Below are 25,919 nucleotides of genomic sequence, written 5' to 3'. Positions count from 1 at the left end.
CGCGCCACAAATTCGAGTTGCGCCGTTTCGTGGCGCGCTAACCCATGCCCCTCATAGCGAGGCAACAAGTCTCAAGGATTCTCTATGGCGCTGACAGCAAAACAGCAGCGCTTCGTCGACGAGTACCTGAAAGACCTGAATGCCACGCAGGCCGCTATACGCGCCGGGTACAGCAAAAAGACAGCTGCTTCCATCGGGCAGGAGAACCTGAGAAAACCTGAGATTGAAAAGGCTCTCAGGTCGGCCACGCAGGAGCGCTCAAAACGAACGGCGATAACGCAGGATTATGTGCTGTCCGGGATCGTCGAGGTCGTTGAGCGTTGCCGCCAGGTCGCCCCGGTGCTCGACAGGTCAGGCGAACAGATCCTGGTGGAGACGCCCACTGGCGAACTTGCTCCGGCATTCGAGTTCGATGCCAAGAACGTGCTAAAGGGCCTTGAGTTGCTTGGCAAGCACCTGAACCTCTTCGCTGAGAAGGATGCGCTGGATATTGAGCTCAAGCGGCTTGAAGTCGAAAAGCGCAAGGCAGAGATCAAGCGCCTGCAGGATGGTGGCGGTGATGATGGCCTAACCCCGCAGCGGGTAGAGGTGATTGTCCGGGACGCGAGGAAGCCAGATGCCGACGCTTAACGTCCCGCAGTCCAAATTCATCAACATGCCGCATAAGTTCCGTGGCTTCGTGGCTGGCTTCGGCTCAGGAAAGACCTGGGTGGGCTGCGCAGGCATCTGCAAGCACGTATGGGAGTGGCCTCGGATCAACTCCGGCTACTTCGCCCCGACGTACCCGCAGATTCGCGACATCTTCTTCCCGACCATCGAGGAGGTAGCTTTCGACTGGGGCCTGAAGGTCAAGACGAAGGAGAGCGACAAGGAGGTCGAGTTCTACAGCGGCGGCCAGTACCGCAGCACGACCATCTGCCGCTCGATGGAAAAACCTCAGACCATTGTGGGCTTCAAGATCGGGCACGCCCTGGTCGACGAACTCGATGTTCTGCCCGCGCTGAAGGCTGAACACGCCTGGCGCAAGATCATTGCCCGGATGCGCTACAACGTGCCTGGGCTGAAGAACGGCGTGGACGTGACGACGACCCCCGAGGGGTTCAAGTTCGTCTACCAGCAGTTCGTGAAGCAGCTGCGCGAGAAGCCAGCGCTACAGGGCATGTACGGCCTGGTTCAGGCCAGCACCTTCGACAACGAGCTGAACCTGCCGCCTGACTACATCCCGTCGCTGATGGAGTCTTACCCGGCTCAGTTGATCCTGGCATACCTGAATGGCCAGTTCGTCAACCTGAACTCCGGATCGATCTACCACGCTTATGACCGGAAGCTGAACTCCTGCTTCGACACCGTAGAGCCTGGAGAGCCCCTGTTCATCGGCATGGACTTCAACGTCGGCAAGATGGCGGCGATCACGCACGTCAAGCGCGCAGACGGAAAGCCCAGGGCGGTGGATGAACTCATTGATGGCTTCGACACCCCGGACATGATCCGGCGCATCAAGGAGCGCTACTGGCGGCACAACGGCCGTGACTACGAGAAGACCTGCGAGATCCGGATCTACCCGGACGCCTCGGGCGGGTCGCGCAAGTCGGTGAATGCCAGCGAGACGGATATCGCCATTCTGCGCCAGGCCGGGTTCAGCGTGATCGCGCCCGATGCCAACCCGCCAGTTAAGGACCGGATCAACGCCATGAACGCGATGTTCTGCAACGCGAATGGCGAGCGGCGTTACCTGATCAACCCGCTGCGCTGCCCGACCTATGCGGACGGCCTGGAGCAGCAGGTATGGGCCGCCAACGGAGAGCCCGACAAGAAGTCTGGCGTGGACCACGCGAACGATGCGGGCGGCTATTTCATCCACCACGACTACCCAATTGAACGACCGGTCTTCACGACCCAATCCCTGAGAATGTGACCATGAGCGATAACCCGAGCATCACGCTGCCCGCTGTCGACGCGATGCGCGCCTACTGGGCCGTGATCTCGCCACTCATAGGCGGAACCATGGCGATGCGGGCGGCGGGGAAGGTCCTGCTGCCGCAGTACCCAGCCGAAGACGACGAGGCCTACAAAGAGCGCCTGCGCCTCTCGACCCTGCTGCCGGCGTACTCCGAGACCGTGGGCAACATGACCTCCCGCGTGTTCGCCGAGCCGCTGCAGGTGGGTGACGATGTGCCAGAGGCCATTGTCGAGATGACCAAGGACATCGACCACGCCGGCAATGACCTGAACTCCTGGGCGGTCGGGTTCTTCACTGAGGGGCTGAGCCACGGCCTGTGCCATGCCTTCGTCGACCACCCGCCAGCGGGCGAGCTGAAGACCCAGGCAGACGAGCAGGCCGCTGGCGTGCGCCCCTATGTGGTGATGGTGAGGCCTGAGCAGGTACTGGGCTGGCGCTCCAAGGGCGGCGTGCTGACCATGGTCCGCTACATCGAGGTGGTCGAGGAGGAAGATGGCGAGTTCGGCGCGAAATGCGTCGAGCAGATTCGCGTGCTGGAGCCTGGCTCTTGGCGAACCTATCGCAGGTCGGCCAAGGCCGCACGGGGCAAGCAGGCCGCAGCCGGCGGTACCTGGGAGCTGCACGAGGAAGGCACCAACAGCCTGACCGCGATCCCATGGGTCACTTTCTACACGGGCCGGACCGGCTTCATGACGGCCAAGCCGCCGCTGATTGAGCTGGCGCACCTGAACGTGAAGCACTGGCAGAGCCAGAGCGACCAGGACAACATTCTTCACGTGATCCGCGTCCCGATCCTGGTTCGCATCGGCATCCAGACCCAGTACGACAACCAGGGGAAGGTGATCCCGCCAGAGTTCAAGGTTGGCACCGGCCAACTGACCGATCTGCCCAAGGACGGTGACCTCAAGTACGTTGAGCACACCGGCAAGGCCGTCGAGTCGGGCCGCACCGCGCTGCAGGACCTGATCAACGAGATGCGCATGGCCGGGGCCAAGCTGCTGACGCCGGACAAGACGGCCACCAAGACCGCGACACAGGCGGAGGAGGAGGCGGCACAGGAGCTGTCCCCACTGGCGCGCATGGCGAACCACTTCGCCGACTGCTTGGCGCAACTGCTCCAGTTCATGGCCGATTATCGCGGCCTGGGTGACGGCGGAACCGTCGAGATGCGCGGTAACTTCGATGTCGACTACATACCGGAGGTGTCGCTGCCGACGCTGGTCTCCATGGCTAATGCTGGCATGATCAGCAAGGAGACGCTGTTCACCGAGATGCAGCGCCGCGGTGTGATCAGCGACGAATATGATTGGGAAGAAGAACTGGCGAAGATTGAGGCCCAGGGCCCGGCCCTCGGAATGCTGTGATGAAGACGGCCAACGAGAAGCTGCTGAACGAGCTGATTGGGCATGAGGTCGACCTATCCAGGCTGAGCAACAGCCAGGTTGTGACGATCATCAAGATCCTCAACAGCAAGGACGCTGACCTGCGCGCCGCGCTGATCGAGGCCATCGACAATCTCGGCACCGACTTGTCGGCCGCAGCTGTCGATATCGCCCTGGCGGCGGTGCTGAGGATCAACCGGCAGACCCTCGTCGAGATCCGCCTAGCCATGGACCAGATGACCGATGAACTGGTCAGCTACGAGCTGGCGTTCCATCAGAGCACGCTTCGCGCCGTTCTCCCGGCCCTGGTACAGGAGGCATACCCAGTCGCTTCCCCTGCGTTCAGCGCGGTGAAGGCGATCGCCCAGGCCCGACCGTTCCAAGGGCGCCTGCTGAGGGAGTGGATGACTGGCATCGAATCCAGCCGCGCTGCCGCAGTGCGCGATGCCGTGCGCTCGGGCGTGGTCGAGGGGCGTACCACTGCCGAGATCGTCCGCACGGTCATGGGCAGCCGGGCTCAGCAATACGCCGACGGTGCCCTCCAGAAGGCCAGGCGCGACGTCGAGGCGGTAGTGCGGTCTGCGGTTTCCCATACCGCCGAAACGGCCAGCGATGCAGCGTATGAGGCGAACAGCGACATCATCAGCCACGTTGAGTGGCTCAGTACGCTGGACAACCACACGTCGAGCGACTGCCGGATCCGCGACCGGCTGCCCTACACCCTGGGCACCTACAAGCCCATTGGCCACACGATCCCGTGGCTGGCCGGGCCCGGGCGCATTCACTTCTGCTGCCGATCCTCGAAGGTTCCGGTGCTCAAGAGCGCCAAGGCCCTGGGATTTGGCGACGGTGCAACGCGGGCGAGCATGGACGGCCAGGTGCCGGAGTCGACCACCTACGCCGAATGGCTGAGCAAGCAGTCAGCAGCGCGCCAGGACGAGATCCTCGGGCTCGAACGTGGCCGGCTGATGCGTGAGGGTGGGCTGAAGCTCAGTGCGTTCTACAACGACAAGGGAAAGCTACTCACGCTTGCGCAACTGCAGGAGCGGCTCAAGTAACACCGCGCCACGAATCCATCACCTGCGATTTCGTGGCGCGCAACTTCAAGGCCTCGCCTCGTGCGGGGCTTTTTTCTGCCTGCGGTTCGGATGGACGGGGCGCAACTGGGGCCGGATGGCTCATCAACTGGCCGGATGGCCCAGAGAGACGAGATGAAACTCAAAACCGTTGAAGTGGATGGCAAGCAGTACGCCGTGATCGAGGATGGCAAGCCGGTCTACGTCGAGGACGATGGCAAGGAGGTCGCCTTCGATGCCGTGGGCACCCGCAACACCATCACCCGGCTGAATGCCGAGGCCAAGTCGCACCGTGAGCGCGCCGACGGCTTCGAGAAGACCGCAAAGGCGTTCGAAGGCATCGAGGATGCCGCAGCCGCCAAGAAAGCACTGGAAATCGTCGCCAACCTCGACGCCAAGAAGCTGGTGGATGCCGGCGAGATCGAGAAGGTGAAGGGCGAAATCAGCAAGGCCTTCCAAGCCCAGCTGGATGAAGCCAACGGCAAGGCGCAGACGCTCGAGCAGCAACTGTATGCCGAGAAGATCGGCGGCAGCTTCGCGCGCTCCCAGTTCATCGCCGAGAAGATGGCAGTTCCCGCTGACATGGTCCAGGCCGCCTTCGGCAGCAACTTCAAGATCGAGGAAGGCAAGGTCGTCGCCTACGACGCCCAGGGCCAGAAGATCTTCAGTCGTTCCCGCCCGGGTGAACTGGCCGACTTCAACGAAGCACTCGAAACCCTCGTCTCGCAGTACCCCCATCGCGACCACATCCTGAAGAGCTCCGGCGCCAATGGCGGCGGCGCCCCGAACGGCGGTGGCCAGCACAAAACCACGAAGGGCAACTTCGGTGGCACCAAGGCTGAGCGCCTGGAAGCCATCAAGGGCCTGACTGCAAGCGAATAAGGAGGCCCAATGGCCCTTTCGAACATGAAGGTGTTCAACGAATACCTCAAGCGCACCACCATCGAGACCCTGGCTCAGGATGTCGAGAAGTTCAACGCATCCTCGGCCGGCGCCATCCGCCTCACCACCCAAGGCATCGACGGCGACTTCCTGCAGGAATCGTTCTGGGCCGGCCTGCACGGTGCCCAACGTCGTGTCGACCGCTACGCTACCAACGGCACCCAGGCATCCACGCCGCTGGCCCAGAAGCAGTACGACTCGGTGAAGATCGCCGGCGGCTTCGGCCCGATCCTGTGGGAGCCTTCCCAGCTCTCCTGGATCCAGAAGAACCCGGAAGAAGCGCTGGAAGTGATCAGCCGCAACCTGTCCGAAGCCATCATGGCTGACCAGCTGAACACCGCCATCTCGGCCCTGGCCGGCGCCATCGGTAACCAGCCGAGCGCTACCAACGACGTTTCGGCGACCGCTGGCGTGACCTACGTCGCGATCAACAACGCTCACGCCCTGTTCGGTGACGCCTCGCAGCGCCTGGTGGCCCAGGTCATGACCGGCGCCATGTATCACAAGCTGGTCGGCCAGAACCTCGCCAACGCCGAGCGCCTGTTCCAGTTCTCCGGTGTGCAGGTGGTCGACATCCTTGGCAAGGCAGTGATCATCACCGACGCCCCGGCGCTGTACGAGGCCGGCACGCCGAACAAGCAGAAGGTGCTCAGCCTGGCCGACGGCGCCGCGGTGGTGATGGATGGCTCCGACCTGATCACCAACATCGAGACCTCCAATGGCAAGGAGCGCATTGAGACCACCATGCAGGCCGACTACACCTTCGGCCTGGGCCTCAAGGGGTTCACGTGGGATGTGGCGAACGGCGGGAAATCCCCAACCAATGCTGAGTTGTCGACTGGCACGAACTGGGGCCTCGTGGCAAATAGCATCAAGGCAAGCGCTGGTGTAATCACCATTGGCGATGCGACTAAGTAAGCATGTAAAATGACCCTGCCAGGACAGCCCATTGCAAGGGGTTTTCAGCGCCAACACGCTGGATTACTGGCACCTATTGAGGCCGTGTTGGAGGCTGCATGCTTACTCAAGAACAGCTGTTCGAGAATCTGCACTACAACCCTGAAACAGGGGTGTTCACGAGGCTGGTAACGACATCCAATCGGAGTGTTGCTGGCAGCATTGCTGGTGGATATGGAGCTAACGGATATTTCCGTGTTTCGCTTCTCGGTAAACGATACTTCGCGCACAGGCTGGCCTGGTTCTACATGACTGGAGAATGGCCTGACGAAATAGATCATGTGAATTGCATTAGGGATGACAATCGCTTCTGCAATCTGCGAGTAGCCAGCCGAAAGCAGAACAGCACGAACATGCTGTTGAAGCCAAGCAATACCAGCGGATTCAAGAATGTAAGCTTCGACAAAGCGAAAGGTAAGTGGATCGCTCGCGTGAGGCTCAATGGGAAAAGGAAGAACCTTGGCTTGTTCGAGAGTCCGGAGGACGCCTACCAGGCATGGCAAAGGTGCGCAGAGCCTCATGATCGAGAGTTCTTCAACCCTGGATGACAAGCAAATTACAAGAACCGGCTAAGGCCGGTTTTTTCATTTCTGGAGACCGATATGCCTGAGAAGATCGTTTACGAGCAACACCCGGTCAGCGCCGAGCGCAAAGCCGAACTGCGTCAGAAGGGCTACAAGATCATCGATGCCCGTTTCGCGCCCGATGGCTACGAGCACCCTGAGCCCCTGAAGGAGGCCAAGGGCTCGAAGACTGGTAAGTCCGCTGCCGAGAAGAAGGCCGCCGAAGAAGCCGAGCTGAAGGCAAAGCTGCAGGCCGCCTTGAACGAAAAGGGCGTGCAATTCAGCCCTGAAGCCAGCGCGGAAGATCTGCAGAAGCTGCTGGACGAGGCCAAGTAATGACCATCTACATCACCGTCGAGCAGGTAGACGCCCTGCTTGGGCCGACCTGGGCGCCCGACGACCAGAAGGCACGGGCGGTGCTGATGGCCAACACCTGGCTCACCAATCTCGGCCTGCCTGAGCTCGACCCGGTACCGGACGACATCATCCAGGCCGGCGCAGAGATCGCCCGAGAGGCTGCGACTGGCAACATCTATGGCCGCAAGGAGACCGGTGTGTTGGCCAAGTCGGTTAACGCTGACGGTGTATCCAGCAGTAAAACCTACTCGGAATCCTCTCGCACTATCAGCGCCGGCGAGTCCTTCGCTTTGGCGCTGCTCGCGCACTACCTACGTAAAAGCGGCCAGACCAAGGTCGTGAGGGGTTGAAATGGGACTTCGGGATGAACTGCAGGCCGACCTTGCCCTGGCCTTCGATACGGATCTGGCCGACGCGGTAGCCGCCGTTGATGGCAGCAGATCGGTGCCGGGGGCGTATGACCCCGAAAAGGGCGGGAGCACACCGGCGACAACGCTGTACTACACCGGGCGCGGTGTCTTCGGTCGGTACCAGGACCGTGAGATCGACGGCACGCGGATCCTGGCGTCCGACGTGCGCCTGAAGGTGCTGCAGAACGAACTGCACTTGAAGGATGGCGAAGCGGTCACGGAAGAACCTGTCGCGCCCGCGATCGATGACCGCATCAGCGGCTACCGGATCATGAACGTAGCGCAGGATCCGGCCAAAGCCGCCTGGACCATTCAGTTGAGGAAGTGACCATGGCTCGCGGCTCGCACATGACCAGCCGCTACGGCGGACTGGACGGCAGCTTTTCAGCGCAGCTTGAACAGTTCGCTGAAGCGGCCAAGGAGGCGATGGACCTGACCTTCAGAGAGGTCGTAATCATGGTTGGCCGGAGGCTGGTGACCATGTCGCCGGTTGGTAACCCTGACCTCTGGAAAGTGAACATCGAGGCTCAGGGCAGCGCAGCGGAGCAGATAGCGGCCTACAACGCGAAGGCGGCGGCCATCAATGCTGGCATTACCTCCGACCAGGCCAACTACACCAAGAGCGGAAGCCTGAAGGGAGGCCTGCGGCTTCGCAAGCCACTGACCAAGCGCGAGCAGCGTGAAAACTTCGGGTTTGGCGTTCGCAAGGTTGGCCAGGGCTACGTGGGTGGCCGATTCCGCAGCAACTGGCAGCTCACCACCGGCGTTCCCGCTGCTGGCGAAATCGAAGACATCGAGAGCGCCGGTGAGACGTTGGACAGGCTTTTTCTGGCTGCCAGTGATCTCTCCGCTGGAGAGGTCGCCTATATCGTCAACAACCTGCCGTATGCCATCCCCTTGGAGTACGGACACAGTTCACAGGCGCCAGGCGGCATGGTGCGCGTCACCGTAGCCGACTTCCAGCGCATCGTCGAAGAAGCCATCAGGATCCATCGATCATGAGCCAAGCACGTGCCCGACAGGCCATCGAGATCAAGCTGATGGCCTGGGCCACGGCGCGCCCTATTCGGGTCGCAAACTTCGAGCAAGGATTCGAGGCCGGGCCAGACGAAACCTATCTGCAAGCATTCCAACTGCCGGCGGGCACTACCTGCCGATACCTGGGCGGCGAAGCCTACGAGTACACCGGCGTCTACCAGGTGAGCATCGTCTGCCCGGCGGGCCAGCCTCTGGAAACCGCTGAAGCCCTGGTGCACGAGCTTTCGAGCCTCTTCCGCGTGGATTCGGTGCTCAGCCGCAACGGTTTCGAGGGCTTGGTCACCGAGCCAATTGACCAGGGCCCCACCATACCCGAGTCGGCGACTTACACGGTCCCGGCCAGCTTCACTTACCGCGGAGTCGCGGACCAACCGCCCGCTGGGGCATAACCAACCGCCGTCCGGCGGGCTTTCAAGAGGAACCACACCATGGCCGCACGCTTCCCGCTGCCGAACGGCGCTATCGTTGAGATCGCCGCGACCCTGGGGGCCGCCGTCCCCTTCACCGCAATCACCAACGCTGCGCCGCCAGTGCTGAGTGCAGTAGGCCACGACCTCACCGCGCAGGATATCGTGCTAATCGACTCCGGCTGGGCCAAGCTCACCGACCGCGCCGCGCGCGTGGTGAACCCCCTGACCGACAGCTTCGGCCTGGGCAGCATCAGCACCTCCAATGCCGAGATCTACACTCCAGGCGCTGGCCTGGGCTCGGTGATCCCGGTCACCGACTGGGTGCAGATCTCGAAAGTTACCGGCTTCACCCCCTCGGGCGGTGAGCAGCAGTTCGCCACCGTCGGCTACCTCGAGGACGATGACGACCGCCAATTCCCGACCAACCGCAACCCGCTGAGCCTGGCCATCGTGGTCGAGGACCAGCCGGCCGCTGCCTACGTGGGCGCTGTCGAAGGCTTCGACGAGTCCAAGGAGCTGACCGTGGTCCGCCTGAAGCTGCGCAACGGCGATCAGATCCTGTACCCGGGTTACGTCAGCATCACCACCACTCCGACCATGGAGCGGAACAACATCATGACCCGTACCATCAGCGTCGGCCTGTCCGGTCGTCCGCTGCGCTACCTGGCCGTGTAAGGAGCCACCATGCCGAAGATCAAGATCGCGCAGAACCCGACGTTCACCGCCGTGGTGCAGGTTCCGCGCATTGGCACCGAGCCGGCGCCGGTGGAGTTCCAGTTCCGCTACATGGATCGTGTGGCCCTGTCCGCAATGTTCGACCGTTGGAACAAAGCGCGCGACGCCTGGGCTGAGAAGGTCCAGAAGGGTGGGGCAACCTTGGAGGAGGTCACCACCGGTGAAATCGCCCTGCAGTCCGAACAGTTGGGCGAGATCGTCACGGGCTGGGATCTGGAGGACGAGTTCAGCGCCGAGGCCATCACCGACTTGGTGCGCACCTGCACCGGCGCTCCGAAGGCGGTGATCGATGCCTACCAGGCCGCCTACAGCCCGGCTCGCCTGGGAAACTGAGGGCGGCGGCCCGGGCCTGCTACGAGCGCGGCCCGTCCGCCGAGCAACTGGCGGCGCTGGGGCTGAACCTCGATGACATTGAGGAAGAGGTGGTAGAGGTCTGGTCAGATGCATGGCCAGCCTTCCGCCTGTTCGATGCCTTGGGCACACAGTGGCGGGTGGCTTCAGGCGGCCCGTCCGGCCTGGACTACACCGCCATCCCCGCAACTGCCTCAATGCTTGGCATCAATCGCCGCGACCTAACCGACATTTTCCCCGATCTCCGCGTCATGGAGGTTGAGGCCTTGGCCGTCATGGCCGAATCGATGGAGTAGATCATGACCACCATTGCCTCTCTCGGTCTACAGATCGACTCCGGTGATGCCGTCGAGGCCAAGGACAACCTCGACCAACTGACGGACGCCGGCAAGCGCAGCGAGGAATCGGCTGGGAAAACCGGGCGCGCCTGGGAGACTGCCCTGGGCAGCCTTCAGGGTGACACCCGGCAGATCGTGCAGGAGCTTCAGGCGCTCAACGCCAAGCAGACCGAGTTAGCACAACAGATGGCCACCGTGGGGCGCGCCGTCACCAACGCCTCCACTGCGTTCAGCAGCGCTGCAGCGAACATGGGGGCATTTCGGGCCGAGGCCGCACAGGCGGGCAAGGTGCAGGAGGCGCTCACCAGCGCCACGGATGCCGGCGCCCAGGCTGGTCGGCGAGCTGCCGAATCCGCCGACGAGCAGCAAGCAAGGATCCTGGCGGTGGCCAAGGCCTCGCTGGAGGCTAGCCAGTACGTGCAGTCGCTCAACCGGGCGACCGAGCACAGTGCCGAGGTCACCGCCCAGGCGAACGCCGTTCTATCGGACAGTGCTAGCCGCCAGGCATCCATCAACAGCCGTGCTCAAGCCCTCATCGCCACGGAAGAGCGACAGGCGGAGGCGGCGAAGAAGGCCGCCGGCGCTCACCGGGAAGAAGGCCAGGCGCTCGAAGAACTGCTGGGCAAGATCGACCCGACCATCGCGGCCATGAGCCGGCTGGACCAGATGGAGCAGAAGCTGAAGGGCTTCCGCACCAGCGGCGCGCTCGATGCGGAGACCTTCGGCGAGTACCAGGCGAAGATCGACCAGGCGCGTGCGGCCTTGGGCGGTGCCGATACCGCGCTAAACAAGACAGGCATGACGGCCAAGGCAACGGCTGCGGCATTGCGCGGCGTGCCGGCGCAGTTCACTGACATTGTGGTGTCCCTCCAGGGCGGCCAGGCACCGCTCACTGTGCTCTTGCAGCAGGGCGGGCAGCTCAAGGACATGTTCGGGGGCGTGGGCCCGGCCGTGAAGGCCCTGGGCGGCTACATCATGGGCCTGGTGAACCCGTTCACTGTCGCCGCAGCTGCCGTTGGCGTGCTGGGCTATGCCTACTACAAGGGCAGTGAAGAGGCAGTAGGCTTCCAGAAGGCCTTGATCACCACCGGCAACGTGGCAGGCACTACTGCTGACCGGTTGTCTGGGATGGCTGCTCAGGTATCGGCCACGGTGGGGACCACCGGCGCCGCTGCTGAGGTGCTGACTCAGCTGGCCGGTAGCGGAAAGGTTGCCGCCGGAAGCTTTGTCGAGATCACCGAGGCTGCGCTTGAATGGCGGGATGCTACAGGCCGCGCAGTGGAGGAGACCGTCGCAGAGTTTGTAAAGATCGGCAAGGACCCGGTCGCAGCGGCCAAGGAACTGAACGAGCAATACAACTTCCTCACTGCTTCCACCTACTCGCAGATCGTTGCGCTTAAGGAGCAGGGCGACACCATCGGGGCCGCCAAGCTGCTCACCGACACCTACGTCGATACCATCAAGAACCGCAGCAAAGAGGTCACCGAGAACCTGTCGATCTGGGAGCGTGGATGGAAGTCGCTGAAAGGCGAGGTAGCTGCCACTGTCGACGCCCTCAATGATGTTGGCCGGGATCAGGACATCGCGAGCCGGATCGTTGATATGCAGCGCCAGGTCGCCGCAGCGCAGAGCGCTGTGAATGCCGACGCTGACGACATCGATGCCCAGAAGAAGCTCACCAACGCCAGCCTTGAGCTGAAGGGGTTGATCCAGCAGCGCGACACTATGGCAGCAATTGCCAGTGCCCGCGCTTTGGATGCGCAACAGCAGCAGGCGGCAATTGTCGCGATGGGCAAAGTCGACGCGCTGGAAAAATCGGCATGGACGAACGCCGAGAAGCGTGCCGAAAAGATCAAGGAATACAGGAAGTCGCTCGATGACATCAGGGAAAAAAATCCCAATGATGAGCGGCTGAAGCCGGAGCGAATCGCGCGGGTCGAAGCCGACATCGCCAAGCAGTTCAAGGATCCGGCCGGCCGCACAGGGTCAGTTGACCTCTCCGGTTTCAACGACCAGAAGAACGCGCTGAGCGCTATTCTGGCTGAGTACAAGAACCACCAGAAGGAACTGGACGCGGCGCAGAAGGCTGGGCTGATATCCCAGGAGTCGTACGCAGCCCAACGGGCCGCAATCATCGAGCAGCAGAAGGCTGAAGTCGTAAATGCTTACGAGGCCGAGATCAAGGCGTTGGAGGAAGCCAAGGGTCGAAGCAGCACCAGCGCTCAGCAGCGAATCCAGCTCGACCAGAAGATCGCCGATGCCCGCGCTGCCATGGTCAAGGCTCAGAAGGACGCCGACACAGAACTGGCGGTGCTGGCGACCAACGAACAGGGTCGGCTGGCCAAGCAGGCCAGGGCAGTGCAGACCTACACCGACGCCCTTGACCAGCAGGTCCTGGCGCTGAGGTTGCAGGGCCAGCGCTCGGCCGATGGCCTTGGGCTCGGTGATCGGCAGCGCGGCCTGCAGGATCAGCAGAACGGCATCACCGACCGGATGAACCAGCAGCGCCTGGACCTGGCCAATCAGTACGGCGACGGCTCCCGCGGCATGACCCTCGATGAGTACAACCAGAAGCTGGCAGCCCTGAGCAAGACCGAGAAGGACCTGCAGGAAACCACCATCGCCAACTACGACCAAATGACGGTCGCGCAGGGCGATTGGCGCAAAGGTGCATCCTCCGCTTTCCAGAACTACCTGGACCAAGCCCGTGATGTCGCTGGGCAGACGAAGTCGCTATTCACCGGCGCCTTTACCAGCATGGAAGATGCGGTCGTGAACTTCGCTATGACCGGCAAGTTCTCGTTCTCGGACTTCACCAAGTCGATCCTTGCGGACATGGCGCGGATTGCCACTCGGCAGGCGGCCTCCGGTTTGCTATCCAGCATCGCCGGCACTGCGCTGGGTGCATGGTTCGGTGGTGGCGCGGGCGCTGCCTCGTCCGGAGCTTCGGGGGCGGCCAGCGCAGCGGGCTCGAGCGGTTTTGACTACGGCTTGGGCAGTGCGTCATCGGGCATGACCTACACCCCGACGTTCTCGGATGGCGGCTTCACAGGTGAGGGTGGCAAGTACGACCCTGCCGGTATCGTCCATGCGGGTGAGTTCGTGCTTCGTCGTGAGGTTGTGAGCCAGCCTGGCATGCTCGGCTATCTCGAAATGCTCAACACCCGAGGCTATGCCGACGGCGGCTTGGTCACACCGCTTGTAGTTCCTCGGCAGGTATCCGGTCAGGCTGCGAGTGGAGCATCCATCCAGGTCAGCGCGGCTGTCAGCGTCAGCACTCAGGATCAGAGCGGGCAGGGCATGGAGCTCGACCAGGCACTGCTTCAGCAGAACATGCATAAGCAGATTCAGGCTGCTGCTGAAAAGGCAGTGGCCGATTCCTGGCGCCCCGGAGGCCTGAGTTACCGCAACGTAAATAGGAGAGGCTGATGGCAATCGAAACGTTTCGTTGGGCCACCCAGCGGGGCGAGACGCCTGACATCTTGTACCGTGTGAGGGAGTCCCGTTTCGGCGACGGCTACCGCCAGGTGGTCGGTGATGGCCCCAACAACAAGGAAGACAGCTATCCGGTGACCATCACCGGCGGAAAGGCCAGGACCAAGGATGTCATGGACTTCTTCGACCGTCACGCCGGCGCAAAGGCGTTCCTCTGGACCACGCCACTGGGTGAGCTAGGCCTATTCACCTGCAAAGACCCGAAGCCAACCCCGTTGGGCGGCGACCAGTTCAAGGTCGCTGCCACCTTCGAGCGGGCTTTTCACCCGTAAGGAACATCCATGTCACTGACACACGATACCCAGTTGCTCGAGCCGGGAAGCGAAGTGCTGTTGTTCGAACTCGACGGCTCGGATTGGGGAGCCGACATCCTCCGGTTCCACGGGCACGCGATTCCGCACACGCCGGAAGAACTGGAGGCTGCTGGCGCAGATGCTGACCAGCTCCCTGCCAAGTCGATCTGGTGGCAGGGCCAAGAATATGGCGCCTGGCCGATGCAGATCGAGGGGATCAGTGCCAACTCGGACGGTACCGCGGTGCGTCCGAATCTCTCGGTAGGCAACGTTAACGGTCGTATTACCGCCTTGTGCCTCGCCTTCGATGACCTTCTGGAGTTCAAGCTGACCATTCGGCACACGCTGAAGCGGTACCTAGACGCAGAAAACTTCCCTCAAGGTAATCCTGAGGCCGATCCGACCGAGGAGAGCATCGAGGTCTGGTTTCTTGATCAGAAGGTCTCCGAGAACGGGGGCGTGGTGGCCTGGGAGTTGGCCAGCCCCGGCGACGTCGGTGGTGAGACCATTGGCCGGCAGATGACTCAGCTTTGCCACTGGGCCATGACCAACGGATACCGCGGCCCTGACTGTGGTTACACCGGGCCCTACTACGACATGGACGGCAACCCGACCGATGACCCCGCGAAGGACCAGTGCAACGGCTGTCTCGACAGCGGCTGTATCGTCCGCCATGGCACCGGTAACCCCATACCCTTCGGCGGCTTTCCTGCCGTGTCCCTGATTGCCAGGAGCTGATCATGCGGAAGCACATCCTTGCCGCCGTGCAGCAGCACGCCGCGGCAGAGTACCCGCGCGAGTGCTGTGGGCTGCTGCTGGCGGTCGGGCGCAAGCAGGTCTACTTCCCGTGCACCAACACGGCTACCGAGCCGACCGAGGAGTTCCGGATTGCCCCGGAGCAGTACGCCGAGGCGGAAGACCGGGGCCAGGTGATCGGCATCGTTCACTCGCACCCGGACGCGACCAGTCGGCCGTCGCCGCGCGACCTGGCCATGTGCGAGGCCACCGGTCTGCCTTGGCACATCCTGTCGTGGCCGGAGGGCGACCTGCGCACTATTACGCCGACTGGCGAGACAGCGCTGCTGGGGCGGCCATTCGTGCACGGCGCATGGGATTGCTGGCAGATCTGCGCAGACTGGTATGCGCGGGAATGGGGGCTGGAGTTCCCGGCCTACGCGCGGGAAGAGGGGTGGTGGGAGAGAGCGGAAGGCCCGAGCCTCTATGAGCAGGCTTACGAGACTGCCGGCTTCCATCAGGTCAACCAGCCGCAGCGCGGCGACCTGGTCGTCATGGCCGTGGGGCGCACCGCGCACCCGAACCATGCCGGTATCTACCTCGGTGCAGATCCGGCTCTGCCCGGCGAGCGGACCGAGGTGTTCGGTCTAGGACCTTTCCTGTTGCACCACCTGTACGGCAGGCCATCAGAAATCATCGTGTTCGGCGGGCCGTGGCTCGACCGGACGCGCCTTTTGTTGCGTCATCGAGACGCGAAATGAAGCGGCCAGGCCGCAGGGGGAGCTATGAGTACCAAAGGAAATAGTGAGAGCACACCTCATTCAATCGCTTATATTCGTTCTGCGAGTTGGAAGGCTGGCGCAAGCGGCTGGGAGCTAGCGCCAGATGGATCGATCACTATTAATGGTAACCCGATCAAGCAAGCCCGTTCTGTTTGAGCCATTCAACGGCTTGAGTTTGGTCGTTCGCCAGGAAGCGGAGAGGGCGCTCATACGCCTCCTTCGCCACTGCACCCTGTATGCTTGACGGTGCCTCGCGAATGAACTTCTCCGCCAGCGCTTTCAGGGCGTCGTTGTTGAAATTTGGAGAAGCTTTCAGCGCCAGTGCGATGGCATTCAATGCCATGAAAAGGCCAAGCTCCGCTGGCGTTGTTGTCACTTCAATGCTCACGTAGACCTCCTAGGTCATGATGCCCCAGTCCATGGGCTTTCCGGCAACGGACCGGGGCGGTTCGTTGGGAGGCACAACGCTACTACGTGCAGGACCATGCCATGTACTGGCTTTCCGTCCAGGGTGGATGGGTGGACAGGAAGTGGCTGTACTGGATGCTTTCACAGTCTACCTTTCCAAGCCTCGAGAGATATGCTGATGGCATATTGATCTGAATAGGCTTGGTCATGGATAGCTTCGACATCATTGATGGTAAGCGCGTGCCTGGTACGAAGATCACCTCTGATGAGGTGCTGCTGGGTTCTCACCATGGGAGCATTTCCGTCATCGGCTGCACGTTTGTGATCGCTGGTAGCCATCACGGCTCGTTATCTGTCTCGGGTAACGGCAGGGTGATCGTGGAGGGGCAGCACCATGGCTCAACTTCTCTGTCGGAGGGCAGCCGCCTTGAGGTGGTGGGCAGTAGCCACGGCTCAACAAGCATTGCTGCAGGGTCAATTCTGACTGTTGAGCCTTTCGGGAAGCTAGCTGGCTCTATGCACAACAACGGTCGACTGGTTATCCGTGGAGCATTTGGCGGGGCATACAGCGGGCGCGGAGAGCGCGTTGTCGAGGGTGATGGCTACATTAAGCAGCCTCGAATCGAAGGCGGTGTGCACTACTACGAGTGGTGAGGTGGACAGGCCAGCCCCGCGCTGGCCTTTTTACTTCTGGTGGGCAAGAAAAAGCCCGCAGAGGCGGGCTTCTCAAAACTCAAACTTACTTCTTCTGTTCTTCGCGCTCCTCGCGGAGAAGCCGAACCTGTTCAGCCAATTCACCGATGATGCGGAACATTTCCTTGGGCGCCGGCCCAGAGTACAAGGTCCTTTCGGTGCCATCCTCTGAGACCGAGATGCCATGCAGCGGCCTATCCACGTTTGTCAGCGGGCTGAAGCTAGCCTCCAGGCGAGCAACCAGCTCCGCGTTCACGGATCGTCGGTTTTCATCGGATGCCGCCTTCAGCTGCTCATAGAGCGGATACGGGAGGCGAAATTGGGAGCGGTATATATCGTCAGTCATGTCACTATGTTGACACTACGAAGGCTGGTTCGTATAGTGACGGTGAGTCACTAAGGAGGCACTATGGAGACACTATCTAGAACTCAAGTACGCTTTCCGGGAGATCTGATGGTTTGGGTCAAGCAGCAGGCAAAAGAGCAAGGTCGCTCCATGAATGCCCAGCTGGTCGAAATCATCAAACAAGCCAAAGGAGAGGTCAGACCCAATGAGCGCAAATGAAAAAGCCCCGATCGTTGCAGCGATCAGGGCTTCGAGAAACGAGATCAACTTCGGAGAAGAAATCGTCATGGGCGATAATAGCACAGCTGCATCCAGTGTCATCCCGTTCCGCTCGGCAAAGCTCCTGCTTATCGAGCAAGATGGGCAACCTCATGTCGCAATGAAGCCCGTAGTGGAAGGCATGGGGTTGGCCTGGGCCGCACAGACAGTAAAGCTCAACAGTAACAAGGGCCGTTGGGGTGTTTCGATCATCGAAATACCCTCTGCAAGCGGCATTCAGCAATACCTGTGCATCCCATTGAAGAAGCTTTTCGGATGGCTGATGACGCTGCACCCGAGCAAGGTTCGGGAAGACATTCGCAAGGAAATCCTGGCCTATCAAAACGAGTGCGACGAAGTGCTGTGGTCGTACTGGAATGACGGCGTTGCCGTTCGCCAACATGACCGCAATGCGATGACCGTCATCAACGAACTGATCGGCATGAGTGAGCTGAGCGTCATCAAGGGCCTCATCAGGGATAAGGCCAAAGCGATCGCAGCGGACAAGCGTCAAAGCTTCGCACTGACCATGCACAACCGTCTGCACACTCGTTTCAACGTGCCGCGCACCGAGTTGATTCCGGCCAGCCAGTTCGAAGCCGCCTGCAACTTCATCGCGGCTTACAACGTGCTGGAGGGTGATTTCATCGCAAAGGAGCCGCCGCAACTCCAACTGCCCTTGAGCATCCACTATCCAATTGAGGCCCTGGCAGCGATCCGCGAAGGAATGCTGACTGTCCGCAACGAAAAACAGGCTTGGCTGGATGTGACGCTCGACGATATCCGCGATACGCGAGATGGCACGACGCCGCTGGAGAGCCTGCTTTGGGATCTTGAAAAGGCTGGCTTCGACATTCGCGGCGCCTGGTGGGAACTTCGTACCTACCGCAATAAGCTGCGGGAGATCACCTCGTTTGTGAAAGGCCTTGGCCGGGTGATGGAAGAGCCTCAGCGTTACGCGGTGGATGCGCCGAAAGGGAGGGTTGCAGCATGAGCGCGCTGATGATCGCTGGAATCGAGATTCACCAAGATCAGGAGGGCCGTTTCAGTTTGAACGACTTCCATCGAGCCGCCGGCGGAGAGGATCGGCTCAGCCCTAACCGATGGACCCGTACCGATGGTTACTCCGGATTGATCAATGTGCTAACGCCAGAAATGGCGTTTGCTCCAACGCAGGTGAAGCGCGGCGGGTCCTCCCCGGGAACCTATGCTTGCAAGGAGCTGGTTTACAGCTATGCGATGTGGATCAGCCCAGAGTTCCATATTCGGGTTGTTCGTACGTTCGACTCTGTAGTCTCTCAGGCGTCGAACGACCCGGTGATTCCTATAGAGCGGCGCCTCCCGGCTGCTGCCGACAGTTTTGATGCCTCTTTGAGGATCATCCACAGCCTGGGCCTTGAGGGAAACCAGGCCAAGCTCGCAGCCAATCGGATGGTCAAGGAGACCATTGGCGTGGATGTGATGGAACTGGCCGGCGTGAAGCGCCTGGTCAACGAAGCCCAGGAACTGAACTACACGCCGACCGAGCTTGGCGCGAAGTTCGGCATGAGCGCGGCCAGCATGAACAAACTACTGGCGCAGTGCGGGCTCCAGCATCACGTCACCTACAAGCCAGGCAAGAAGCGCTGGGAGGTCACGCCGGATGGCAAGGAGTACGCCGTCATCACCGATACCGGCAAGCAACACAGCGACGGCAAACCGGTCCAGCAGATCCTGTGGAAGGAGTCGGTTGCTAAGCCGCTCAAGCGCCTGGCTGAGAAGCTTCAGGCTGAAATGCCGGAGGTCGTCGCGCACGGTCTGTCGCGGTAATCATCTGATCGAAGCCGAACCCTGCCTGCGCGGGGTTTTGGTGCTGGCACTGATGATGTTAGATTGCCCTCGCCTACATGGAGGGTTAAGGAATGCGTAATTCGTTGGCGGTCGGGTCAATTCTCGCAATGTCGTTAGTGTCGACGGTATCTTTTGCTGCGAGACCTTCGCAGGAGACGTTGGAGTTCTGTGGTGGAATATCTAAGCTGGCTAACTCGGTTATGACATCTCGTCAAAATGGTGTGGCGATGTCGAAACTGATGCAAGCTAAGTCTTCGGACGAAGCTACGAATGATTTGGGGGCCTTGATGATTGAGCAGGCGTACGACTCGCCCGCTTATGGCTCTCCTGAGTACAAGGAGAAGGCAGCTACAGATTTTGAGAACAGTTGGTTTTCCAACTGTTTGAAAGCCCGCAGCGCTGCCAAAAGCTAGGGGGTAGTTGCATGCCAACTTATGTGAAATCAGCAATTACTATTGTCGTTCTGACGCTGCTGGCGGGGTGTACGACTTCGCCTATTTCGGCAGGCAAGGCCAAAGCGGTGCCCAGTGACCGCATCACCTATCTATCGCCTGATAATGCGAGTTCCTCCATAACTGTCACCCGAGACACGGGGTGGATCGCCGGCGGTGGCTGCTATGTCGGAGTCTTGATTGATGGCAAGCTCGCCGCTCGACTCGCAACCGGTGAGACTGTGACCTTCCGAGTTACCGAGGGTCGGCACATTCTGGGCATGTCAGGCGACCCCATGGGAAAGGGCCTTTGTGGGCTGGAGATCGGCCAATCCATCAAGGAATCGTCTGCTGACCTTAAACAAGGAGAGGCGCAGAGGTTCAGGATATCCGGCGACACAAGTAGCGGTCTCGACCTACGACCCACGTCACTTTGAAGTAATCCATACCGCCTTAGGGCGGTTTTTTGTTTCTGGAGATTCTTAAATGTCAGCAGCGCTTGGAGTAATGCCAGCCCCAACGGTAATCGTTCTTTGTGGTTTTCTCAGGCGCTTGTTTGGGAAGGAGCACAGACTCTTCCTCGACAGGGGTTCCGTCCGTGAGGCCGTTAAGGCTATGGATGTTAACCATCCAGGTTTCGCAAGAGAGCTTGCGAGAGCAAATGAGCGAGGGTTACGGTTCGCCGTTTTCAAAAACGGTAGGAATATTGGCGAGGACGAGATCGACCGTAAAGGCGCAACTGAATTGCGGTTCGTGCCGATTGTACATGGCAGCAAGCGCGCCGGATTGCTACAGACAATCATCGGAGCTGTTCTGATCGTGCTGAGCCCTTTCACGAACGGTGCGACTTTGGCCCCAGGTATCGCCTTAACCGCAGGCGGCGTCATCCAGATGCTCAGCCCCCAAGCCAAGGGCCTCTCCCAAAGTGCCGCCCCGGAGAACCTGCCGAGCTACGCCTTCGGCAGCGCGAAGAACACCACCGCCAGTGGAAACCCGGTTCCGATCTGTATCGGCAAGCGCCGGTGGGGCGGGGCGATCATTTCGGCCTCCATCTACGCCGAAGACAAAACCTGACACGAATGCTCTGAACCAACCGCCTCCGGGCGGTTTTTTATTGCCTGGAGGAAACATGGGCGCAGCACTTTCCCCCGATATTACCGGCGCCAAAGGCGGCGAAAGCAAGCCGAAAACCCCGGTAGAGGCACCCGACAGCCTGCGGTCCACCAACATCGCCAAGATCCTGATTGCGGTGGGTGAGGGTGAGTTCGAGGGCACGCCGACGGACCGGGATATCTACCTGGACAACACCCCGATCATGGATGCCAGCGGCAACGTCAATTTCCCCGGGGTGAAGTGGGAGTGGCGTCGCGGATCCGTGGAGCAGGACTACATCCAGGGTATCCCTGCGATCGAAAGCGAGACGACCACCAACGTCGAACTGCGCAGCGACAACCCGTTCGTGCGCTCGCTGAGCAACACCCAGCTCTCCGCCGTGCGCCTGCGATTCTCTTGGCCGCGTCTTGCCAGCCAAGACAATGCCGGCAACACCAACGGTTACCGTATCGACTACGCGATTGACGTGGCCACCGACGGCGGTCCCTATGTTGAGGCCCAGCCTGGCGCTGTGGCCGGCAAGACCACCAACGGTTACCAGCGCTCTGTGCGTGTTGACCTGCCGGCGGCGACCTCGGGCTGGCTGCTTCGCGTTCGCCGCCTCACGCCGAACAGCGGCAGCGACCGCGTCGCAGACACGATGATGATCGCCGGCTACACCGAGATCATCGACCAGAAGCTGCGCTATCCGAACACGGCGCTGCTCTACATCGAGTTCGATGCCCAGCAGTTCCAGAACATCCCGTCCGTCACTGTCGATTGCAAAGCACGGCGCTGGCCGGTGCCGAGCAACTACGATCCTGAGACCCGGACCTACACGGGGATCTGGGACGGCACGTTCAAGCAGGCCTGGACCAATAATCCGGTATGGGCGACCTACGGGATCTGCGTAGAAGACCGTTTCGGCCTGGGCAAGCGCATCCAGTCTTGGATGGTGGACAAGTGGGAGATGTACCGCATCGCCCAGTATTGCGACCAGTTGGTGCCCGACGGCGTCGGCGGCATGGAGCCTCGCTACCTCTGCGATCTGAACCTGCAGGGCAAGGCCGAGGCCTGGACGCTGTTGCGCGACCTGTCCGCAATCTACCGCGGGATGGTGTACTGGGCCCAGGGCGCACTGTTCTTGCACGCTGACATGCCCCGGGCGCAGGACATCGACTATGTCTTCACGCGCGCGAACGTCATCGACGGTGACTTCGTGTACGGCGGCGCCGAGCGCGGCACGCACTACAGTCGTGCCCTGGTCAGCTACGACAACCCGGCGAACAACTACGACACCGACGTCATTCCTGTTACCGACCTGGCGCTGCAGCGCCGGTACCGGGATCGGCCAATCGAGCTATCCGCGATCGGCTGCACCCGGGCCAGCGAGGCCCAGCGCCGCGGGAAGTGGGCGCTGCTGAGCAACAACCAGGACCGCACCGTCACCTTCAAGACCGGGATGGAAGGCGCGAACGTGCTGCCGGGGTACGTCATTCCGGTTGCCGACGAGCTCGTCGCCGGAAGGCCGAACGGCGGCAGGATCTCGGCCGTCGCCGGGCGCACCGTGACGCTCGACCGCGATACGCCCATCAAGCCCGGCGACCGGCTGATCGTGAACCTGCCAAATGGCACGGCCCAGGGCCGCACCGTCGAGGCCGTGGCGGGTCGCGCCGTAACGGTGACTGTTGCATACGCGCTCCAGCCCGAGCCGCAGCTTCAGTGGGCGATCGACTACGAGGATCTGGCCGTCCAGCTGTTCCGTGTGTTGAAGCGCACCCGCACCACGGAAGGCGAGTACGAGTTCACTGCGCTGGAGTTCAACCCCAGCAAGTTCGCTGCTATCGACACCGGCGCGAAGCTGGACGAGCGCCCAATCAGCGTCATTCCAGTGACCACTGTGCCACCACCGGCGAGCGTGAGCCTGTCGTCCGGCTACGCGGTTGACCAGGGTATCGCTGTCAGCACCATGACGATCGCCTGGCCCGCGGTCGAGGGCGCCGTCGCGTACGACGTTGAGTGGCGCAAGGACAACGGGAACTGGATCCGCCTGCAGCGCACCGGCACCACCAGCGTGGACGTGGTCGGGATCTACGCAGGCGCATACCTGGCCCGAGTACGTTCTGTGAGCGGCTTCGACATCACTTCGACCTGGCGCAGCTCTGTTCTAACCGATCTCAAGGGCAAGGAAGGCCTGCCACCGGCAGTGGCGTTCCTGCAAACCACTCCTCTGGTCTATGGCACTCGCCTGGCCTGGGGCTTCCCCGCCGGCGCCGAGGACACGCAGCGGACAGAGATCTGGCAGAGCCAGACTACGAGCCGTGACGACGCGATCAAGCTGGGCGACTACGCATATCCGCAAGCTGAGCATGAGCTGCACGGCCTAGTTCCAGGCGCGTCCTTCTTCTACTGGGCGCGCTTGATCGACCGCTCCGGCAACATTGGCCCGTGGTATCCCGCCGGGGTTGGCGTCAACGGCCAGTCCAGTAGCAACCAAGCTGAATACGAGGAGTATTTCCGGGGCCAGATCGGCGCGAGCGCGCTGTACCAGTCGCTGCGCGAGGAGATCGAAAAGATCTCTGGCGACGGGCCTGGCTCGGTCAATGAACGCTTGGAGGAGGCGAAGCAAGAGCTCTACGAGCGAATCGACGAACTGACCGATGCGCTGGCGTACGACGAGTCCAAGGCCTACGCCATCGGCGACGTTGTGCGCGTTGGGCCGCGGCTGTTCCAGGCCCGTGCGGCGGTACCTGCCGGCGCCGCTCCGCCGGACCCTGCCTACTGGGTGGATGTTGGCTCTATCGCCGAGACGGTTGACGCCATGGCGCTGCAGATTCAAACCCACACCGCCGCTATCGAGGAACTCGACGGCCGGGTCACCGCATCAGCTAGCCAGTTGACTGCTCTACAGGCCGCATGGCGTGACGACACCGGGGAGGGCGACCTGAACGACGCACTCGACGGCTGGCAGAGCAAGGCTCGGTTCGCAGACGAAGTCCGCACGCGGGCGTCGCAGAACGAAGCTGTTGTCGCACGCCTGACGTCGCTCGATGCCGAGGTCGCCGGGAACAAGGCTGGCATCACCTCGCTCGAGCAAGTTGTTGCGACGAACGAGCAGGCGAGTGCAAGCCGTATCGATCAGTTGAAAACCGAGGTTGATGGCAACACGTCGCATATCCAGCAGGTCAGCGAGTCGCTTTCCAACACTGACAAAGCTGTTGCATCGCTCGCGACATCAGTCGAGGCAGTGTACACCGCTGGACGCGATGACAGCGGGGAGGGCGACTTGAACGGCGCACTCGACGCTTGGCAGACAAAAGCCAAATTCGCGACCGAGGTGCGCACGCTCGCCAGTGCAGACGAAGCCTTGGCGAGGAAGTCCGAGACCCTGGAAGCATCGCTCGGCGACACTCGATCGTCAGTGCAGCAGGTCAGTGAAGCCGTGGTCGGCTTGGATGGCCGGGTGCGCGCGCAGACAACCATCAAGGCGCAAACCATCGTTGGCGGTCGGAAGGTGATGGCTGGCTTGTCGGTCGGCGTCGATGGCGATACGTCTGAGATCCTGGCTTTCGCTCAGCGCTTCGCGATCGTCGATGAATCCAGTGGGCAGATGGTGTTGCCGTTCGTTGTGCAGGGCGGCCAGGTCTTCATCAACACAGCGATCATCAATACAGCGTTCATTCAGCAGATCGTGGCCGGCATGTCGATCGTGTCAGAGTCGAAGGATTCGCAAGGAATGCCGTTGCTTGAGTTGAACTTCAAAACCGGCAGGGTCGTGATACGGGGGCAGGATGCCAACGGCTCGACGTTGATCACCAACGGCCAAGTCAACACCTACTACAACAGCGGTAATCCGGCAACGAAGATGGGGATCGGTATATGAGTACCGGTTTTCTTGCTTTCGCGGAGAGCGGCCAGGTCGTGACCGACATGACGGTCCTGATCAGTCAGATGCAGGGAAGCATCGTGACCGCTGCGGCAAATGGAAGCGCCACGTTGCCGCCGGTACCGGCAGGCCGACAGCGGTTCTACATGGTCGTGCCGCTGGTCGATCTGAATCGGGAGAAAGGCAAGCGGCCAGGCGTAAGCATTTCGGGAAACACCATGTCATGGGCGTATTCCTACAGCACAAGTGGCTGGGGCTACTTTTCGGCTAACTGTCGCATCTACTACGGGTACTACTGATGCCTGGAAAGTTTGTTGCATATAGACAGCAGGACCAGCAGCTATTGTTTGATACGGATCTGATTTCATATGGGCTGAGAAAGAGCGGATACTTACAGTTCGTCGGCAATTGGCCGCAAAAGTATCTACGCAGTGCAAACCTCGACCCAAATAACGGTGCCAATTGGGCGGATGACACTGCTCCTCGGGAGCCCATATATGGAATCTCGCTAAGCAAGTGGTCTTCACCCATAGCGTTCCTTGTGGGGGACGGCAGTCCGTGCGGGGAGATGCTGGTTGATGGGCAAAAGACATTGCTTTTCGTTGGGGCTTCAACTTCAACGAAAGCGTATGTCTTCGACTTGATGTCTGATGACGGGCCAATCAATGGGTTGAAGTGCTTCAAGGAGAACCCATGGGAGCTCACGTTCAACTCCGCCCAGGCGCCGTTGAACATCATTGCCTCTGTAGAGGCTCCTCCGCCCGGCGCGATATTTGCCAACGATGTCAGATACACCGCATATGCCGGCGGCTACAACCAGATGATCGGAAATAACGGTGGCGCAACGTACAACCAGATGAAGTCGTGCGTAGATGTGCCGGTCACTGGTGGCGAGCTAGCGGCGTCGATCACATTCACCAGGTCTGCTTTATGCAACGGCTCCGCAGCTGGGTACGGCGGCTTAGAGTATGGGTGCCAAGAGGGTGCCGGCGGCTACGTAGGCGGGGTCCGATTTATCTTCACTGTTGCGGCGGCAACAACAAGAACATCGGTCGGTAGCTCACCGATAAACTATTGGCGCGCTGTTCCTGCGCTCCTTCCTCGCGCACTTGTTATCAGGACATCCGGTCTTCCCTTTCCATTGAACTAAG

General features: G+C 61.0%; 31 protein-coding genes. 29 read left to right on the top strand and 2 right to left on the bottom strand.

Features of this window, described 5'->3' with window-relative positions; genetic code table 11:
- The first annotated feature begins 84 nt into the window (after window positions 1-84).
- The 19 genes from N7650_RS21505 (at window position 85) to N7650_RS21415 (ending at window position 15,803) form a co-directional block, all read left to right on the top strand.
- A complete protein-coding gene (locus tag N7650_RS21505; RefSeq protein ID WP_038409520.1) occupies window positions 85-630 on the top strand; it encodes a terminase small subunit in 546 nt (181 codons plus the stop codon).
- Window positions 617-1,915, top strand: a complete 1,299-nt coding sequence (locus N7650_RS21500; protein ID WP_279899929.1) for a terminase family protein — start codon at window positions 617-619, stop codon at window positions 1,913-1,915. Before N7650_RS21505 ends, N7650_RS21500 begins: the two co-directional genes overlap by 14 nt.
- Window positions 1,916-1,917: 2 nt before the next feature.
- Window positions 1,918-3,324 carry a DUF4055 domain-containing protein gene (locus tag N7650_RS21495; RefSeq protein ID WP_279899927.1) on the top strand — a complete coding sequence of 469 codons (1,407 nt, stop codon included), beginning with the start codon at window positions 1,918-1,920 and terminating at the stop codon, window positions 3,322-3,324.
- On the top strand, window positions 3,324-4,400 hold the full coding sequence (locus N7650_RS21490; RefSeq protein WP_279899926.1) for a hypothetical protein: 1,077 nt from the start codon (window positions 3,324-3,326) through the stop codon (window positions 4,398-4,400). The genes N7650_RS21495 and N7650_RS21490 overlap by 1 nt, the downstream gene beginning before the upstream one ends.
- Before the next feature lie 153 nt (window positions 4,401-4,553).
- Entirely contained in the window at window positions 4,554-5,300 is a 747-nt protein-coding gene (locus N7650_RS21485) for a DUF6651 domain-containing protein (RefSeq protein WP_279899925.1), read from the top strand.
- Between the two features lie 9 nt (window positions 5,301-5,309).
- A complete protein-coding gene (locus tag N7650_RS21480) occupies window positions 5,310-6,278 on the top strand; it encodes a major capsid protein (RefSeq protein WP_279899923.1) in 969 nt (322 codons plus the stop codon).
- 98 nt (window positions 6,279-6,376) lie between these two features.
- A complete protein-coding gene (locus tag N7650_RS21475; protein WP_279899921.1) occupies window positions 6,377-6,865 on the top strand; it encodes an HNH endonuclease in 489 nt (162 codons plus the stop codon).
- Window positions 6,866-6,919: 54 nt separating this feature from the next.
- Window positions 6,920-7,216, top strand: a complete 297-nt coding sequence (locus N7650_RS21470) for a hypothetical protein (RefSeq protein WP_279899920.1) — start codon at window positions 6,920-6,922, stop codon at window positions 7,214-7,216.
- On the top strand, window positions 7,216-7,587 hold the full coding sequence (locus N7650_RS21465) for a hypothetical protein (RefSeq protein ID WP_279899918.1): 372 nt from the start codon (window positions 7,216-7,218) through the stop codon (window positions 7,585-7,587). The genes N7650_RS21470 and N7650_RS21465 overlap by 1 nt, the downstream gene beginning before the upstream one ends.
- Window position 7,588: 1 nt before the next feature.
- On the top strand, window positions 7,589-7,975 hold the full coding sequence (locus N7650_RS21460; RefSeq protein ID WP_279899917.1) for a hypothetical protein: 387 nt from the start codon (window positions 7,589-7,591) through the stop codon (window positions 7,973-7,975).
- 2 nt (window positions 7,976-7,977) lie between these two features.
- The gene (locus N7650_RS21455; RefSeq protein ID WP_279899916.1) at window positions 7,978-8,649 is read left to right on the top strand and encodes a hypothetical protein; all 672 of its coding nucleotides are present in this window, start codon (window positions 7,978-7,980) and stop codon (window positions 8,647-8,649) included.
- On the top strand, window positions 8,646-9,074 hold the full coding sequence (locus tag N7650_RS21450) for a phage tail terminator-like protein (RefSeq protein ID WP_279899915.1): 429 nt from the start codon (window positions 8,646-8,648) through the stop codon (window positions 9,072-9,074). Before N7650_RS21455 ends, N7650_RS21450 begins: the two co-directional genes overlap by 4 nt.
- A 39-nt stretch (window positions 9,075-9,113) precedes the next feature.
- A complete protein-coding gene (locus tag N7650_RS21445; RefSeq protein ID WP_279899914.1) occupies window positions 9,114-9,770 on the top strand; it encodes a phage tail protein in 657 nt (218 codons plus the stop codon).
- A gap of 9 nt (window positions 9,771-9,779) precedes the next feature.
- Window positions 9,780-10,163, top strand: coding sequence for a phage tail assembly chaperone (locus N7650_RS21440; RefSeq protein ID WP_279899913.1), 384 nt, complete (start codon window positions 9,780-9,782; stop codon window positions 10,161-10,163).
- A gap of 62 nt (window positions 10,164-10,225) precedes the next feature.
- Complete coding sequence (locus tag N7650_RS21435) at window positions 10,226-10,477, top strand: DUF1799 domain-containing protein (RefSeq protein ID WP_279899952.1); 252 nt, start codon at window positions 10,226-10,228, stop codon at window positions 10,475-10,477.
- A gap of 3 nt (window positions 10,478-10,480) precedes the next feature.
- Window positions 10,481-13,948: a phage tail tape measure protein gene (locus N7650_RS21430; RefSeq protein WP_279899911.1), complete on the top strand. Its 3,468-nt coding sequence runs from the start codon at window positions 10,481-10,483 to the stop codon at window positions 13,946-13,948.
- The gene (locus tag N7650_RS21425) at window positions 13,948-14,286 is read left to right on the top strand and encodes a phage tail protein (RefSeq protein WP_009403696.1); all 339 of its coding nucleotides are present in this window, start codon (window positions 13,948-13,950) and stop codon (window positions 14,284-14,286) included. The genes N7650_RS21430 and N7650_RS21425 overlap by 1 nt, the downstream gene beginning before the upstream one ends.
- A gap of 9 nt (window positions 14,287-14,295) precedes the next feature.
- Entirely contained in the window at window positions 14,296-15,045 is a 750-nt protein-coding gene (locus N7650_RS21420; RefSeq protein ID WP_009403695.1) for a phage minor tail protein L, read from the top strand.
- 2 nt (window positions 15,046-15,047) lie between these two features.
- Window positions 15,048-15,803 (top strand): C40 family peptidase, encoded by a 756-nt coding sequence (locus tag N7650_RS21415; protein WP_009403694.1) that lies wholly within the window; start codon window positions 15,048-15,050, stop codon window positions 15,801-15,803.
- A 154-nt stretch (window positions 15,804-15,957) separates the two neighbouring features.
- On the opposite strand, the gene N7650_RS21410 is transcribed toward N7650_RS21415, so the two are convergent.
- Entirely contained in the window at window positions 15,958-16,212 is a 255-nt protein-coding gene (locus N7650_RS21410) for a hypothetical protein (protein ID WP_009403692.1), read from the bottom strand.
- Between the two features lie 227 nt (window positions 16,213-16,439).
- Between N7650_RS21410 and N7650_RS21405 the strand changes: the two genes are divergently transcribed.
- Window positions 16,440-16,886: a hypothetical protein gene (locus N7650_RS21405; protein WP_279899910.1), complete on the top strand. Its 447-nt coding sequence runs from the start codon at window positions 16,440-16,442 to the stop codon at window positions 16,884-16,886.
- An 85-nt stretch (window positions 16,887-16,971) separates the two neighbouring features.
- Here N7650_RS21405 and N7650_RS21400 read toward each other — a convergent pair whose 3' ends face one another.
- On the bottom strand, window positions 16,972-17,271 hold the full coding sequence (locus N7650_RS21400) for an Arc family DNA-binding protein (protein WP_274293252.1): 300 nt from the start codon (window positions 17,269-17,271) through the stop codon (window positions 16,972-16,974).
- 63 nt (window positions 17,272-17,334) lie between these two features.
- Here N7650_RS21400 and N7650_RS21395 point away from each other — a divergent pair, with 63 nt between their 5' ends.
- From N7650_RS21395 to N7650_RS21355, 9 genes are all read left to right on the top strand, one after another.
- A complete protein-coding gene (locus tag N7650_RS21395; protein ID WP_279899909.1) occupies window positions 17,335-17,490 on the top strand; it encodes an Arc family DNA-binding protein in 156 nt (51 codons plus the stop codon).
- On the top strand, window positions 17,477-18,523 hold the full coding sequence (locus tag N7650_RS21390; protein WP_279899908.1) for a phage antirepressor N-terminal domain-containing protein: 1,047 nt from the start codon (window positions 17,477-17,479) through the stop codon (window positions 18,521-18,523). The genes N7650_RS21395 and N7650_RS21390 overlap by 14 nt, the downstream gene beginning before the upstream one ends.
- Window positions 18,520-19,338, top strand: coding sequence for a KilA-N domain-containing protein (locus N7650_RS21385; RefSeq protein WP_279899906.1), 819 nt, complete (start codon window positions 18,520-18,522; stop codon window positions 19,336-19,338). The genes N7650_RS21390 and N7650_RS21385 overlap by 4 nt, the downstream gene beginning before the upstream one ends.
- Window positions 19,339-19,430: 92 nt before the next feature.
- Window positions 19,431-19,772 carry a hypothetical protein gene (locus tag N7650_RS21380; RefSeq protein WP_279899904.1) on the top strand — a complete coding sequence of 114 codons (342 nt, stop codon included), beginning with the start codon at window positions 19,431-19,433 and terminating at the stop codon, window positions 19,770-19,772.
- An 11-nt stretch (window positions 19,773-19,783) separates the two neighbouring features.
- The gene (locus N7650_RS21375) at window positions 19,784-20,227 is read left to right on the top strand and encodes a hypothetical protein (protein ID WP_279899903.1); all 444 of its coding nucleotides are present in this window, start codon (window positions 19,784-19,786) and stop codon (window positions 20,225-20,227) included.
- A 49-nt stretch (window positions 20,228-20,276) separates the two neighbouring features.
- Window positions 20,277-20,864: a tail assembly protein gene (locus tag N7650_RS21370; RefSeq protein ID WP_279899901.1), complete on the top strand. Its 588-nt coding sequence runs from the start codon at window positions 20,277-20,279 to the stop codon at window positions 20,862-20,864.
- Window positions 20,865-20,919: 55 nt separating this feature from the next.
- Window positions 20,920-24,765 carry a phage tail protein gene (locus N7650_RS21365; RefSeq protein WP_279899900.1) on the top strand — a complete coding sequence of 1,282 codons (3,846 nt, stop codon included), beginning with the start codon at window positions 20,920-20,922 and terminating at the stop codon, window positions 24,763-24,765.
- A complete protein-coding gene (locus N7650_RS21360) occupies window positions 24,762-25,067 on the top strand; it encodes a hypothetical protein (protein WP_009394022.1) in 306 nt (101 codons plus the stop codon). Before N7650_RS21365 ends, N7650_RS21360 begins: the two co-directional genes overlap by 4 nt.
- Window positions 25,067-25,918, top strand: a complete 852-nt coding sequence (locus N7650_RS21355; RefSeq protein WP_009394020.1) for a hypothetical protein — start codon at window positions 25,067-25,069, stop codon at window positions 25,916-25,918. The genes N7650_RS21360 and N7650_RS21355 overlap by 1 nt, the downstream gene beginning before the upstream one ends.
- Window position 25,919 lies beyond the last annotated feature (1 nt).

The organism is Pseudomonas sp. GD04058, assembly GCF_029836855.1.
GTDB classification, from domain to species: domain Bacteria; phylum Pseudomonadota; class Gammaproteobacteria; order Pseudomonadales; family Pseudomonadaceae; genus Aquipseudomonas; species Aquipseudomonas bharatica.
This window is presented reverse-complemented; position numbering and strand designations above follow the sequence as displayed.